At 70.1% G+C, this 13,536-nt stretch carries 13 protein-coding genes; 6 read left to right on the top strand and 7 right to left on the bottom strand.

The window, feature by feature from the left end:
* Window positions 1–114 precede the first annotated feature (114 nt).
* The 4 genes from AB0A90_RS06115 to AB0A90_RS06100 all read left to right on the top strand — a co-directional run bounded on the left by AB0A90_RS06115 (window position 115) and on the right by AB0A90_RS06100 (window position 5,592).
* Window positions 115–1,146, top strand: a complete 1,032-nt coding sequence (locus tag AB0A90_RS06115; RefSeq protein ID WP_357242486.1) for a HupE/UreJ family protein — start codon at window positions 115–117, stop codon at window positions 1,144–1,146.
* Between the two features lie 143 nt (window positions 1,147–1,289).
* A complete protein-coding gene (locus tag AB0A90_RS06110; protein WP_357242483.1) occupies window positions 1,290–3,263 on the top strand; it encodes an FN3 domain-containing metallophosphoesterase family protein in 1,974 nt (657 codons plus the stop codon).
* A gap of 91 nt (window positions 3,264–3,354) precedes the next feature.
* Complete coding sequence (locus AB0A90_RS06105; protein WP_357242480.1) at window positions 3,355–4,422, top strand: DUF916 domain-containing protein; 1,068 nt, start codon at window positions 3,355–3,357, stop codon at window positions 4,420–4,422.
* A 198-nt stretch (window positions 4,423–4,620) separates the two neighbouring features.
* A complete protein-coding gene (locus AB0A90_RS06100; protein ID WP_357242477.1) occupies window positions 4,621–5,592 on the top strand; it encodes an NADP-dependent oxidoreductase in 972 nt (323 codons plus the stop codon).
* Between the two features lie 4 nt (window positions 5,593–5,596).
* On the opposite strand, the gene AB0A90_RS06095 is transcribed toward AB0A90_RS06100, so the two are convergent.
* The 5 genes from AB0A90_RS06095 to AB0A90_RS06075 all read right to left on the bottom strand — a co-directional run bounded on the left by AB0A90_RS06095 (window position 5,597) and on the right by AB0A90_RS06075 (window position 9,801).
* On the bottom strand, window positions 5,597–6,190 hold the full coding sequence (locus AB0A90_RS06095) for an HAD family phosphatase (RefSeq protein WP_357242474.1): 594 nt from the start codon (window positions 6,188–6,190) through the stop codon (window positions 5,597–5,599).
* Window positions 6,191–6,209: 19 nt separating this feature from the next.
* Window positions 6,210–7,466 carry a sigma-70 family RNA polymerase sigma factor gene (locus tag AB0A90_RS06090; protein WP_357242472.1) on the bottom strand — a complete coding sequence of 419 codons (1,257 nt, stop codon included), beginning with the start codon at window positions 7,464–7,466 and terminating at the stop codon, window positions 6,210–6,212.
* Window positions 7,467–7,468: 2 nt separating this feature from the next.
* The gene (locus AB0A90_RS06085; protein ID WP_357244021.1) at window positions 7,469–7,816 is read right to left on the bottom strand and encodes a YciI family protein; all 348 of its coding nucleotides are present in this window, start codon (window positions 7,814–7,816) and stop codon (window positions 7,469–7,471) included.
* Between the two features lie 85 nt (window positions 7,817–7,901).
* Window positions 7,902–9,110, bottom strand: a complete 1,209-nt coding sequence (locus AB0A90_RS06080; protein WP_357242469.1) for a low temperature requirement protein A — start codon at window positions 9,108–9,110, stop codon at window positions 7,902–7,904.
* 40 nt (window positions 9,111–9,150) lie between these two features.
* Complete coding sequence (locus tag AB0A90_RS06075; protein WP_357242466.1) at window positions 9,151–9,801, bottom strand: winged helix-turn-helix transcriptional regulator; 651 nt, start codon at window positions 9,799–9,801, stop codon at window positions 9,151–9,153.
* A 72-nt stretch (window positions 9,802–9,873) separates the two neighbouring features.
* Between AB0A90_RS06075 and AB0A90_RS06070 the strand changes: the two genes are divergently transcribed.
* Entirely contained in the window at window positions 9,874–10,596 is a 723-nt protein-coding gene (locus tag AB0A90_RS06070; RefSeq protein ID WP_357242464.1) for a hypothetical protein, read from the top strand.
* A 57-nt stretch (window positions 10,597–10,653) separates the two neighbouring features.
* On the opposite strand, the gene trpS is transcribed toward AB0A90_RS06070, so the two are convergent.
* On the bottom strand, window positions 10,654–11,712 hold the full coding sequence (gene trpS, locus AB0A90_RS06065; RefSeq protein ID WP_357242461.1) for a tryptophan--tRNA ligase: 1,059 nt from the start codon (window positions 11,710–11,712) through the stop codon (window positions 10,654–10,656).
* Between the two features lie 266 nt (window positions 11,713–11,978).
* A complete protein-coding gene (locus AB0A90_RS06060; RefSeq protein ID WP_357242458.1) occupies window positions 11,979–12,449 on the bottom strand; it encodes a PRC-barrel domain-containing protein in 471 nt (156 codons plus the stop codon).
* 203 nt (window positions 12,450–12,652) lie between these two features.
* Between AB0A90_RS06060 and AB0A90_RS06055 the strand changes: the two genes are divergently transcribed.
* Window positions 12,653–12,907, top strand: coding sequence for a hypothetical protein (locus AB0A90_RS06055; protein ID WP_357242455.1), 255 nt, complete (start codon window positions 12,653–12,655; stop codon window positions 12,905–12,907).
* Window positions 12,908–13,536: the final 629 nt, after the last annotated feature.

Here is a 13,536-nt window from a genome sequence, read left to right as displayed (position 1 = left end):
GGCACCGGAACCGCGTCGGCGCACGGCTTCTCGTCGACTGTGTACGCGAAAATAACGGCCGGAGACGAGGGTCACATCCGTACGGCGCTGGATCTCGAATACGACCTTCTCGTCGTGTCCGCCGCGGATTCGGGCGACGATGACCCACTCTTCACGGCGGGCACCGCCGCATTTGACGCGGGCGACAGCGGCGCCCAGGCCGCGGCATTGAAGAGCCACTCGTCGACGGTCCTCCGGTATGTCTCCGACCGGGTCTCGGTGACCGCTCGGGCCACGGCCTGTCAGCCGACGCAGGTGGGCGACGCGACGATCGGCGAGCGCGAGGGCGTGCCGTACGCGAATCTGCTGCTCGACTGGACCTGCCCCGAGCGGGTCGACCAGCACGAGGTGCGCAGCGCGCTGTTCCCGGACGACGAGGGCTACGTCAAGGGCACCAAGACGATCGTCACCTACGAGATCGACAGCCGTTCGGGCAGTGCGGCGCTGGACAGCGCCAACCCCAGCTTCTCGACGGCTCAGGCGTGGTACGAGCGGTTCGGTGAGTTCTTCCTGTTGGGCGCCGAACATCTGCTGTCCGGGATCGACCACATCCTGTTCCTGCTGGCGCTCATCGCCGGATCGCGGCGCCTGCGGGAGATCGTGCTCGCGGCCACCAGCTTCACCCTGGCGCACTCGGTGACGTTCATGCTCGCGGCCCTCGGCCTGGTCGAGGTGCCGGGGGCGGTCGTGGAGCCGGTCATCGCGTTGTCGATCGCCGTCGTCGCCGGCTGGCACCTGTGGGGGATCTGGCGACGCGGCAAGCACGCGACCGACCTGGAGACGGCGGGGCACGGTCACTTCAGCCTGGATCGGGCCGGCTGGATCCGTCTCGGGGTGGTCTTCTGCTTCGGCCTCGTGCACGGCCTGGGCTTCGCGGGCGCGTTGGGCATCGACGAGGCGTGGTCGTGGACCCTGCTGTGGTCGCTGTTGGTGTTCAACATCGGCATCGAGGTCGTTCAGTTGACGATTATCGCGGTGGTCTTCCCGCTCCTGCTCGTCCTGCGCCGCCGTGCGCCGAAAGCCGGCATCTGGGCGACCGGTGTTGTTTCCGCAGCCGTGTCCGTCATGGGGCTGATCTGGTTTGTCCAGCGCGTTTCCGGGTCCTGAGTAAGGCTAAGTAGTTCGCGAAGTGCAGGCTTTCGCAAGATCACGTTCATGATCGGTTCACCAGGCGGCGAAAGCGTGGATTTGCTTCCCCGCGTCGGGTGAAGTCACCATCCATTTCTCTATTTGAAAAGGGAACAATGTCGATGACATTGAGCACCTCGACACGGGCCCCCGGGCTCGTGCGGCGGCGCGTGGTCGCCGGGGTCGCAGCCGGCTTCCTGGGAATGGGCGCGGCCCTCGGTAGCGGCCTCACGGCCACCGCCAGCGCGGCCGAGTCCACCACGATCACCGGTGTGGTCCTCGGCGTCGGCGCCAACGAGACCCAGCGGATCGTGAGCTGGTACTCCTCCGCCGACACCGCCCAGAAGATCCAGCTCGCCCCGACCGCCGAGATCGTCAACGGCGAGTTTCCGGCAGGCGCCGTCAGCTTCGACGCCGTCGGCGCGGCGAACACCTCCACCACCGGTTTCAACCGGCACGCCACGATCGGCAACCTGCGCGAGAACACGGCGTACTCGTACCGGGTCGGCGCCGAGGGCAGCTGGTCGCCGGCGTACGCCTTCAAGACCCAGGACTTCGAGGGCGACTACGACTTCCTGTTCTTCGGTGACCCGCAGATCGGCTCCTCCGGTGACCGGCTGAAGGACCAGGCCGGCTGGGAGGAGACCCTGAAGGTCGCCACCGGGGCCAACCCGAACGCCGAGCTGCTGGTCTCCGCCGGTGACCACGTGGAGAGCGCCAACGACGAGGGACAGTGGACCTCGTTCCTGGCCCCCGAGCAGCTGCGTCAGTACCCGCTCGTGGCCACCATCGGTAACCACGACGTCGGCGGCAAGTCCTACGAGCAGCACCACTTCACCCCGAACACCGACCGCTCGGCGCAGTACTACAACGGCGACCAGGCGACCCGGTCCGGCGGCGACTACTGGTTCATCCACAAGGATGTGCTGTTCATCGACCTGAACAGCAACAGCTACGCCAACCCGGCGGACGGCTCCGCCGGCGGCGACGCGGCGCACGTCGCGTACGTCACCGACGTGATCAACAAGCACGGCTCCGAGGCCAAGTGGAAGGTGCTGGTCTACCACCACTCCATCTACTCGCCGGCCAGCCACGCGACCGACAGCGACAACAAGCAGCGGCGGGAAGACTTCACCACGGCCTTCTCCAACCTCGGCGTGGACATGGTGCTCCAGGGCCACGACCACAGCTACACCCGCAGCTACTCGATCAAGAACGGCCAGAAGGAGAACCCGGCCGAGCAGCCCGGCGCTGCCGACGTGTTCCCCGGTCCGGGCGGCGTCATCTACGTGACGGCGAACTCCGCATCCGGCTCGAAGTACTACGACATCAAGAAGCCGGACGACAGCGGCACCGGCATCCGGGGCAACGGCCCGGACCCGCTCGACCCGGGCAAGTACTGGTACAACTCGGTGCAGAACCAGGAGCACGTCCGCAGCTACGTCAAGGTGCAGGTGCGTGGCGACAAGCTGGTGCTGGCCAACGTCCGCAGCGGCACCTGCGCGGCGCCCAACGCGGCCGTCGAGAAGGGCCTCTCCTGCGTCAACACCCCGGACGGTCAGCCGGTCGGCTCGATCGTCGACAAGGTCACGGTGCACCCGTACCACGGTGACGGTCAGGCCATCCAGGTCAACGTGCCGAACGCGGCTCCGGGCGAGTTCGGCTGGACGATCGACGGCTACAACGGCCTGGTCGACCTGGGCACCGCCCAGGAGCGTGACGGCACCCACTTCGAGGCGGCCGGCAAGATCAACCCGATCCTCGTGTCGGACAGCCGCCGTTCGCTCGCCCCGTGGTCGATCTCGGCCAACGTCGGTGACTTCCAGGACGCCGACAAGAAGTTCTCCGGCTCCTACCTGGGCTGGAACCCGTACGTGCTCGACGGCGGCGCGGGCGCCGAGGCCGGTGCTCCGGTCCTGTCGTCCTTCGACGACCAGGGCAAGGGCCTCTCGGTCTCCAGCGCCCTCGCCGCGGCCGCGCAGGGTCACCCGCGGGGCGGCGCCCGCCTCGGTGCCGACCTGGATCTGAAGATCCCGGACAGCATCGCGAAGGGCAGCTACCGCACCACGCTCACGATCACCGCGCTGAGCAGCTGACCGAACTGTTCCACCGGGCGGGGTAGGCACCTTCGGGGGCCTACCCCGCCACCCATGTGCAGGCCTCCCAAGATCACCTCAAGGATCCGACATGTACCCGTCCGTAACGCGCTGGAAGAAGCTTGCTCGTACCACCGCGCTGTCCCTGCTCGCCGCCGTCGCGACCGTCGGCGTCGGTGCCGGCCCCGCCCTGGCGGCGGACGGCAACGTCGCCTGGACGGTCCGCACGGCCTCCAACGGCTACGGCGAGGCTCGGTCCAGTTACAGCTACAACGTCAACCCCGGCGGCGCCGTCGAGGACGCCATGGTCGTGGCGAACCGCGGCAAGGCCCCACTGACCCTGTCCGTGTACGCCGCCGACGGCTTCACGACCGACGCGGGCCAGCTCGACCTGCTCACCAGGGACGCCAAGTCCGTCGCGATCGGCGCCTGGGCGAAGCCGAAGGCCGGCAGTGTCGTGATCCAGCCCGGCAAGACCACGCAGGTCCCCTTCACGGTCAGCGTCCCGGACAACGCCACGCCCGGGGACTACGTGGGCGGGATCCTCACCACGCTCACCCAGGCCGACCAGGCCGAAGGCATCAACGTCGACAGGCGCCTCGGCATCCGGATCAAGCTGCGGGTCGGCGGCGAGCTGAAGCCGAACCTCGCGATCGAGGACCCGCACGTCACGTACGGCGGCTCGGCCAACCCGTTCCGCAAGGGCGACGCCACCGTCACCTACAAGATCCACAACATCGGCAACGCGGCACTCTCCGGGCAGCAGGCGGTATCGGTCTCGGGGCCGTTCGGCGTGCTGCGGGTACGGGCGAAGGACATCGCCGCGCCGCCGGAGCTGCTCCCGGGCGAGAGTTGGGACGTGACCGTACCCATCGCCGGGGTCGCCCCCGCCGTCTCGCTGGCCGCGACCGTGACCCTCACGCCGCTGCTCACCGACGCCTCGGGCTCCACCACCTCGCTCAAGCCGGTGACGGTCACGGCGCACGGCTGGGCGCTGCCGTGGATGTTCGTGCTGGCGCTCGTCGTCCTCGTCGCCGCGGTCGTCGGGGCGTACCTGTACCGGCGTCGCAACCGGACGCGGCGCACGGTTCGCGAGGACGCCCGCGTACGTGACGCCGTCGCGCAGGCGCTGCGCGGTCAGGAGCCGCAGACCTCCTGATCGTTCAGCTCCTCCCGATCTCTCTCCCGCGATCTTGCACTTGCTGCCCCGGCATAAGGGGGCGTTCCACGCGTATCGGCGACCGAAACCGCAAGGTCGCGTGGGGGCCTTTCGGGGGAATGGCACTCATCTCCGGCCCACGCCGGTCCCCGAGCCGGCATGCTGCGACGGTGACGCCGGCACAGAGGGGGAATCCACATGGTTGACGGGGATGTGCCAGAGCGGATGCAGGCCGCGGCCCTGGACGAGTTCGGCGGGCCGGAGGTGATCACGCTGCGGAAGCTGCCGATCCCGCAGATCGCCGACGACGAGATCCTGATCAAGGTCCGGAGCGCCGGCGTGGGCGTGTGGGACGTGTACGAGCGGCAGGGCATGCTGGTACCGGAGGGCTCGGCGCTCCCGATCGTGCCCGGCTCCGACGGCGCCGGCACCGTCCTCGCCGCCGGCAGCAAGGTGTCCAACGTCGGGGTCGGTGACCTGGTCTACGTCTCCGCCAGCACCCGCCCGAAGGGCGGCTTCTACGCCGAGTACGCGGCGGTCAAGGCGGAGTACGCGGCGAAGGTGCCCGACGGCGTACCGGCCGAGCACGCCGGGGCCATGCCCACCGACGCGCTGACCGCGCTGGCCGGGCTCGACACCGTCAGCCTGTCGTCCGGCGCCTGGTTGTTGATCTTCGGTGCGAGCGGCGGTCAGGGTCACCTGGCCGTGCAGTTGGCCAAGCGGCAGGGCCTGAACGTGATCGCCGTGGCGTCCGGGGCGGACGGCGTCGCGCTGGTGACCCGACTCGGCGCCGACGTGTCCCTCGACGGCCACGCCGACCTGACCGAGGTGCTCGCCCGGATCCGGGACGCGGCACCGGCCGGGGTGGACGCCATCCTGGCGATGGCCGGCGGCAAGACGCTGGACCGGCTCACCGAGGCACTTGTCGACGGTGGTGTGGTCGCCTTCGCCCACGGGGTGCAGCCGGAGCCGCAGGAACGGTCGGGCGTGGTGGTCCGGGCGTACGACGGCGAATCGAGCCCCCGACAGTTGCAGCGCCTCAACGAACTCATCGAGGCCGGCCCGTTCGTGGTGCACGTCGCGGAGAAGTTCCCGCTGGGCAAGGTGCGCGACGCGCACCAGCGCCTGGAAACCTCCTACGCCGGCAAGCTGCTCCTGACGGTGGCCTGAGACCTCAGCGCGCCGTGCGCTGTTGCGGCACGCGTACCGATGCCATGCCGGCCGCGGTCGCGGCCTGGATGCCCAGGTCGGTGTCCTCGAAGACCAGGCACGACCCCGGGGGTACGCCGAGGTGTTCCGCCGCGAGCAGGAACGCCTCCGGGTCCGGCTTGGCCCGGGTGTAGTCCTCGGCGCAGACCAGCACGTCGAACCGGTCCAGCAGGCCGAGCGCGTCGAGCGAGGCGGTGACCGAGGCACGGGTGCTGCCGGAGACCACGGCGAACGGGACCCGCCGGTGGGCGTCGTGGATGTGCTCCACCACCTCCGGCACGGCGGCGAGCTGCGGCAACAGCTCCTCGTAGTAGCTCTCCCGGCGCTCGACAACTGTCGCCACCGGCATGGCCAGCCCCTGCTGCTCGTTCAGGGCGACGATGATGTCGGCGGTCGGCCGCCCACCCCAGGCGTAGAAGAGGTCCTCCGGGAACTCGCAACCCCAGTCGTGCAGGGCCCGCTGCCACGCCAGGTAGTGCAGCGGCATCGAGTCGACGATCGTGCCGTCGCAGTCGAACAGGTACGCGGCGAACTCACCGGCGGGCAGCGGCAGACTCATCCGGGGAAGGGTACACAGCTCACTCGGTCGTGACGGCTTCCAGTTGGCTGAGCAGGTACGCGCGCTCCGGTTCGGTGCCGACAAGCGTCAATGCGCTGCGGTACGCGGCCGCCGCCTCGTCGTACCGACCGAGCCGGCGCAGCAGGGCGGCCCGCGCCGCCGGATAGGGGTGGTGGCCGCGCAGGCGCGGATCGTCGGCCAACTCGTCGAGCAGCGCGAGCCCCGCCTCCGGCCCGTCCTTCATGGCGACCGCGGCGGCCCGGTTCAGCGCGACGACAGGCGAGGGCATCAGGCCGAGCAGCACGTCGTAGAGCGCCACCACCTGCGGCCAGTCGGTACTGGCCACGTCGGCGGCCTCGTCGTGCAGCGCGGCGATGGCGGCCTGCACCCCGTACGGGCCGGGCGCCCGGCCGGTCAGCGCGACCACCACCAGGCCGCACCCCTCCTCGATCATCGGGCGGTCCCACCGTTCCCGATCCTGGTCGTCGAGGAGGACCAGGGCGCCGTCCGGCCCGGTTCGCGCGTCCCGTCGGGCGTGGACCAGCAGCATCAGGCCGAGCAGCCCGGCGACCTCCCGCTCGGCCGGCAGCAGCCGACGCAGGATCCGGCCCAGCCGGATGGCCTCCTCGGCCAGGTCGATCCGTTGCAGATCCGGGCCGGAGCTGGCCGCGTACCCCTCGGTGAAGACCGAGTAGACGGCCTGGAGCACCGTGGGCAGACGACCCGGCAGCTCGTCGGGGCCGGGCACCCGGAACGGGATGCGGGCGTCGCGGATCTTCCGTTTGGCCCGGACGAGTCGCTGGGCCATGGTGGCGGGCGGCACCAGGAAGGCCCGCGCGACCTCGGCGGTGGTGAGGCCGGCCAGGAACCGCAGCGTGAGTGCGCCGCGATCCTGCGCGGCCAGGGCCGGGTGCGCGCAGGTGAAGAAGAGCGCCAGCCGGTCGTCGGGCAGGTCCCGGTCCGCGTCGGCGGGCGGCGCGTGGTCGGCCCGCTCGGCCTCCGCCTGGAGTACGGCGAGCCGCGTCGCCAGCACCCGGTCGCGACGCAGCCGGTCCACCGCTCGACGCCGGGCCGTGGTGAGCAGCCAGGCGCCCGGCCGGCTCGGGACGCCGTCGATCGGCCAGTGCGTCAGCGCCGCCTCGATGGCCTCCGAGGTGACCTCCTCGGCCAGGTCGAGGTCGCCGAAGCGGCGCACCAGCGAGGCGAGCAGTCGGCCGCGTTCCTCCCGGAACACCGCCTCCACCGACGACCCGACTGCTGCCGGCTCACCCGGCACGGTCAGACCTGCACGTCGATCTCGGCGATCGGGCGGACCTGGACCGATCCGGTGCCGACGGCTCCGGGGCTGCGGGCCGCCCAGTCCAGCGCGGCGTCGAGGTCCGGCACGTCGATGATGTCGTACCCGCCGAGCAGCTCACGGGTCTCGGCGAACGGCCCGTCGGTGATCGTGCGGTCGCCGTCCGGGCCGACCTGCACGGTGGTGCAGGTGGTCAGGTCCTGCAGGGGGTGCCCGGAGACCCAGACCCCGGCGTCCTTCATCTCCCGGTCGTAGCGGATCCAGTCCTCGAAGCTGCACCCGTTGCCGACGACCTCTCCGTCGACCATGGGGCTCATGAACAGCAGCATGTACTTCACGTTCGGCTCCTCTCGGTGCGGCGCTTCGCCGTACAGCATGACGACGGTCGAGGCCCGCGGATATCGACACGGCGGGTCAGGTTTTTCGGGGCGGAACTTCACGTCGCGGCTCCCGTCGGTCCATTCGTCGCTCGAACCAGGTGACCCCGATCAGGAAGGCGGTCAGCAGGGTGAGCGCCGCAAGTGGCGGCAGGGATCGACTGATCGGCAGCAGAGTCAGTGGCAGCAGCGCGGCGACGACCTGCCCCGGGTACACCGCGCCAACGGTCAGTCGACGGAAGACCAACCTGCTGAGCAGGTAGAGGGCGGTGCCGCCGTAGAGCGCGGTCGCGGCCTCCCCACCCAGCCGGCCGGGATGCGCGGACCCCTCGGTGAGCTGGGCGATCACCTCCTCGATGCCGAGCGCGACGTAGATGGCGCCGATGATCAGCGGGGAGTGCCCGATGCCGTACGCGTCGCCGGCCACGCTGGCCCGTCGCCCACCGGGCACGTTGCTGACCGCCTCCCGGGCGGCGGCGGCCAGCCGGTCGAAGTAGAGCCACCACAGGCACACCGTGCTGGTGAGGCCGAGCAGCGCGGCCAGCACGGCCGCACCGACCGGTGCCATCGTCCGTGGCCCTTCGCCGGCGGAGATCAACGACTCGCCCAGCGCGATGATGAGCACCAGACCGAACCGCTCGGTGAAGTGGTCCACGCTGCCCAGTTGCCAGGGCCGGAAGGCGGACGCGATCCGCGCGCCGCCGATGTCCACCAGCAACGCGGCCGTCCAGAGCGCCGTCTGGGCCGCGCCGCCGAGCAGCGCGCCGACGATCAGCGGGAGCCACGCCAGGACCACCGGCACGCTGAAGAAGCGCAGCGTCGAGCGCAGTGCGGGGTTCGTCGCGCTCACCCAGAACAGAATCACGAGCTGCACCGCCCGGCCAATCACGTAGGCCAGGGCCAGGGTGAGCGGCGCGTCGAGCAACCCGGGGCTCTGTTTCCAGGCGTCGGGCAGCACCAGCGCGGCCACGAAGATGGCCGCCATCGCGACCAGGGTGGCCGCGCGGACCAGGCCGACATCCGGGCGGACCAGGTTCCCCACCCAGGTGTACGGACCCCAGGAGTAGAGCAGCAGGAGTAGGAGGAGTAGCCCCTGGGCCAGGGTGAGCGCGCTCGGCGACACCGCCATGAACGTGATGACCCGGGTGAGCGCGAAGACGAAGACCAGGTCGAAGAAGATCTCGAACATCGTGGTCCGGTGCGTCACCCCCGCCGGCACCGGACGAATGTCGAATATCCCCCTCATACTCGCATTCTGCGCCATCTGGGTCGCTGGCCCATCCGGTCTACCCGCCCGGCGTCGCTCCGAAGAGCAGGAAGAACCGCTCGGCGGCTCCGATGTCGCCGTGCACCTCGATGTCGCCCGCCGAGACCGCCGATCGCAGCGGCGTGCCGCCGAACATCAGGTCCCGCAGCGCGTGCACGGTGCCGGTGACCGTGACGTCGACCTGGCCCGACCGGCCACGAGCCACGCTGATCCCACTCGGTGCCACCTCCACCTCGAAGGCGTCGGTGCCCACCTGCAACCGGAGTCGAGTGGTCACGGGCGCGTCGGCCGGTGGCCGATAGAGGGCCTTGAGCAGCAGCATGAACGCGTCCGTGCTCATCTCGGCGTCCGGCTCCGCGGGCAGGCCGGCCCCCCACCGCGACAACTCGATCAACGTCGGCTCCAGTTGCTGACCGCGTTCCGTCAGCTCGTACGCGTGCACGCTGGCCGGCGGCCCGAGCTGCACCCGCCGGACGATGCCGGACTGCTCCAGCTCCCGCAGGCGCTGGCTGAGCACGTTCTGGCTGGCCCGCGGCAGGCCAGCCCGCAGATCGCCGAAACGCTTCGGGCCGAAGACCAGCTCTCGGACGATCAGCAGAGCCCAGCGCTCGCCGACGATGTCCATCGTGCGCGCCGCCCCGCAGGCGTCCTGGTAAGTCCGCTGAGTCACATCGCCATCGTAGTCGGCGTCCACCGAACAGTGCTAGCGTCGGACTATCTAGTCCTAACTTAGGAGTACGTGATGGATGCACTGCTCGCCAAGGTGATCGAGCGACACGGCGGCCTCGACCGCTGGAACACCGCGTCGACCCTCACCACCCGGCTCACCTACGGCGGCCCGTTCTGGGCATTCAAGGGCAGACCCGACTTCGACGGCACCGAACTGGTCGAGGCCGACCTGCACCGGGAGCTGATTCGCCACGTCCAGGAGGGCACCGGCCGGGTCACCGAGTACGACCGCGACACCGACCGGGTCACCGTCACCGCAGCCGACGGCAGCCTCATCGACGAACTGACGAACCCCCGGGCCAGCTTCGCCGGCTACACCCGGGAGAGCCAGTGGACGCTCGCCCAGGCCGCCTACTTCCGTGGCTACGCCACCTGGCACTACCTCGTCGAGCCGTTCCTGTTCACCTGGCCCGGCGTCGAGGCGCACGAGGTCGAGCCGTGGGCCGAGGGCGGCGAGTCGTGGCGCGGGCTGCGCGTCACGTACCCCGAGAGCCTGGACACCCACAACGACACCCAGCTGTACTACTTCGACGACAGCGGCCTGCTGCGGCGCATGGACTACCAGCCGGTGGTCAACGGCTCCTCCCCGACCGCGCACTACGTGAGCGGGGCGATCGAGGTCGACGGGCTGGTCGTGCCGACGCGACGCCGGATCCACATCCGCCAGGAGGACCGCACCCCGGACCTCTCCTGGACGCCGATCACCCTGGACCTGGCTGACGTCCGGATCCGCTGACACCCCGACGGTGTCGCAGTGGACCCGGCGCCTCGTCGCCGACCGGACGCCCCGGCCTCAGGTCGAGGCGTCCGTCCGGCGCCGGCTCCGCTCAGCCCGCCGCCGCACCTGCTGGTACGCGCCGGTCAGCCCCATCGCCCGGCGTACCTCGACCATGGTCTGGCGGACCTCCTCGCGGGTCCGCTCCGTGCCCTCGACGATCAGCCGGTCCACCAACCCCCGGTCCGCCTCGATCTCGGCCCGACGCTCCCGGATCGGCGCCAGGAACCCCTCCAGCGCGGCGATCAGCCGCTGCTTGACCTCCACGTCGCCGACCCGCCCGGCCCGGTAACGCCGGGCCAGGTCGGCCACCTCGTCGCGGTCCGGATTGAAAACCTCGTGGTACGCGAACACCGGGTTGCCCTCCACCGTGCCCGGCACGTCGGCGCGCACCCGGTTCGGATCGGTGTACATGCCGAGCACCTTGCGCCGCACCGTCGCCGCGTCGTCGGAGAGAGCGATGGTGTTCCCTCGACTCTTGCTCATCTTGGCCGCCCCATCGGTGCCCACCAGGCTCGGCGTGTCCGCCGCGATCAGCTCGGGCACCGGGAAGACCGGGCCGTACAGATGGTTGAACCGCCGGGCGATCTCCCGGGTGACCTCGACGTGCGCGGCGTTGTCCCGACCGACCGGGACCACCTCGCCCTTCACGCAGAGGATGTCCGCGGCCTGAAGCACCGGATAACCCAGCAGCCCGTACGGCATCTCCTCCTTGCCGGCGTCGCGGGCCATGTCCTTGAGGGACGGCACCCGTTCCAGCCGGGGAACCGTCACCAGGTTCTGGAGCAGGGTGTTGAGGTCGCCGACCTCGGGGATCGCCGACTGGAGGTAGAAGGTGGCCCGTTCCGGGTCGACGCCGGCGGCGAGGATGTCCGTCACCATCTCCCGGGCGTTGCCGGAGACCTGGTCGATGTCCTCGCGGCGGTTGCGAGTGGTGAGCATGTGCAGGTCGGCGATGATGAAGAAGCTCTCGTAGCGCTGGTGCAGCCGTACCCGGTTGGCGATGCTGCCGACGTAGTGGCCAAGGTGCAGGCGGCCGGTCGGCCGATCGCCGGTGAGCATTCGTGCGACGGACATGGTGGTGCCTCTCGTCCCGTTGGTGGGTGACGCGTGGGCGCGCGCCGAGCGGGGCGGGTCAGCCCCCTCGGTCGGCGGGATCGGCTCAGCGAGCCGTCCGCCATCGCGCGCCGGCGCGGAACCGCAGACCACCGGCACGGAGGACACTCAGGAGTTGCTCACGGCCATCGCCGGAGCTGGTCGGAACACCGGGCACCGCACCGAGGCGGAGGCCGTCGACCGTGTCGACCGCCTCCGCTGCGCAACTGCCCGTCCGAACCACGGCCTCACATTACCCGCGGAGCGGCACCGGGCGCTGGAAGCTGGCTACCGGCGTAGTAGGCGCCCACGCGTTCCCGGTACTCCGGGTCGGCCGGATCCGCATCGAACGGCGGTGCGTCCTTGATCTGCTGCTTGGTCCGGTCGACATGCACGACGCGTTCCTGGTGATCCACCCGCTCCACCGTGCCGGCGGGCAGCAGCACCTTCTGACCGAAGATCCAGGGGCCGGTGTCCACCACCAGGTACCCGGCATCCGCCTCGTTGCTCGCCTCGTCGATGGTGCCGATGCGTCCGTCACCCGCCTGCACGTGGTAGCCCACCAGGTCCACAGGCGTGCCGGGGCCGGGAGCGTCCGGACCGTCGTGGCCACCGTCCTGACCTTCCGGCGGGGTGACCGACGGGGTGGTCTCGTTGTATCCGCCAGCCAGGGCGGACGGGTCACGCCAGGCCCAGGGGTTGAAGATCGTGGGTTGCATGGGGCACCTCCGGGGGGATGGTCCTCAGCCGTCCTGTTTTGCAGTGCCCACCGCGCGGGCATCGAAACGGACCGACGAGCCTGGACCCGTCACGTCGTCGATCGCGGCCCGGTGCTGGGGCGGCCCGGTGCTGGGGCGGCCTGGTGACGGGCGGGTGTCCGCGAACGGCCAGGTGAACAGGTGCGCTGGCATACTCGGCAGCCATGGTGCTGTCGCGAGGGTGGGCTGTCTTCCTGGTCGGGGTCGGGGTCTGGACCTGGGTTATCTGGCCGAGGTTCGCGGTCGCCATCTGGCAGGACCCGCGGTCCTGGACATCCGGCACCGTTGGCGACGGCTCTGCCACCAGCTTCCTGTGGGTCCACGTACTGCTGATCGCGGCGTCCCTGGCCATCGGTACGACAGTCGGTGTCCTCGGCATCCGGGCCTGGCTCGCCGCCCGGCGCCGGCAAGCGTCCTGACCTGCCCCGCCTCTCGGTAGCAGCGGCTGTCGCAGAACCGATCGGGCCTCCGTCCGAGCTCGGCAATCGGTCGACGACGCGAGTGTGACGCGCGCCGCTACCCGCGGATTTGACGATCAAACCCGCAGACGCGTAACTTTCTCTCTGCCAGCGCGGAACGGGGCAAACGGGACGGAAGTCCTGAAGCCCCGAAACGAGCTGGCAACCGGGTCACGGAGGGGTTCACTCCTGCGAGACACGGTCCGGGCGGTGCTCGCCGGATCGGCCGCGAGGCGGATTTGGTGCAGCGAAGCCGACCGGGTAAGGTTCACGACCGGCAGGGAACCGGGCGAGACTGCGGGAAACCGCAGCGGCCGGCCTGCCAAATCCGACGACCTGACGCAGCGGCCTGCTGCTGCGTGAGTGCGCCGGTGCTAAGCCGTACGAAGCATGACAGACCGGGACACACGGTTTGACACGGCGAAGACGGTGAGGTAACGTAGTAAAAGTGCCCGGCGCGAGAGCGACGGGGACACGGTACGAAAAGCCCCGGTTGGGGTTCCACTGAGGTGGGGCTTCTGGTCGGTGTGTGGTTGTTCTTTGAGAACTCAACAGGGTGCTTGTAAAGCCAGTGCCAATTATGATTTATA

Origin of the sequence: Micromonospora sp. NPDC049204, from assembly GCF_040647935.1 — a bacterium.
Classification (GTDB): Bacteria; Actinomycetota; Actinomycetes; order Mycobacteriales; family Micromonosporaceae; genus Micromonospora.
The sequence above is the reverse complement of the archived record's forward strand: the minus strand, read 5'-3'. Positions and strand labels throughout refer to the sequence as shown.

Bases quoted from the DNA above. Each gene is read 5' to 3' on its own strand.
- AB0A90_RS06060 (WP_357242458.1), bottom strand. From the start codon at position 12,449: ATGCAACCCACGATCTTCAACCCCTGGGCCTGGCGTGACCCGTCCGCC.
- AB0A90_RS06055 (WP_357242455.1), top strand. From the start codon at position 12,653: ATGGTGCTGTCGCGAGGGTGGGCTGTCTTCCTGGTCGGGGTCGGGGTC.
- AB0A90_RS06080 (WP_357242469.1), bottom strand. From the start codon at position 9,110: ATGAGGGGGATATTCGACATTCGTCCGGTGCCGGCGGGGGTGACGCAC.
- AB0A90_RS06070 (WP_357242464.1), top strand. From the start codon at position 9,874: ATGGATGCACTGCTCGCCAAGGTGATCGAGCGACACGGCGGCCTCGAC.
- trpS (WP_357242461.1), bottom strand. From the start codon at position 11,712: ATGTCCGTCGCACGAATGCTCACCGGCGATCGGCCGACCGGCCGCCTG.
- AB0A90_RS06110 (WP_357242483.1), top strand. From the start codon at position 1,290: ATGACATTGAGCACCTCGACACGGGCCCCCGGGCTCGTGCGGCGGCGC.
- AB0A90_RS06095 (WP_357242474.1), bottom strand. From the start codon at position 6,190: ATGAGTCTGCCGCTGCCCGCCGGTGAGTTCGCCGCGTACCTGTTCGAC.
- AB0A90_RS06105 (WP_357242480.1), top strand. From the start codon at position 3,355: ATGTACCCGTCCGTAACGCGCTGGAAGAAGCTTGCTCGTACCACCGCG.
- AB0A90_RS06085 (WP_357244021.1), bottom strand. From the start codon at position 7,816: ATGCTGCTGTTCATGAGCCCCATGGTCGACGGAGAGGTCGTCGGCAAC.
- AB0A90_RS06100 (WP_357242477.1), top strand. From the start codon at position 4,621: ATGGTTGACGGGGATGTGCCAGAGCGGATGCAGGCCGCGGCCCTGGAC.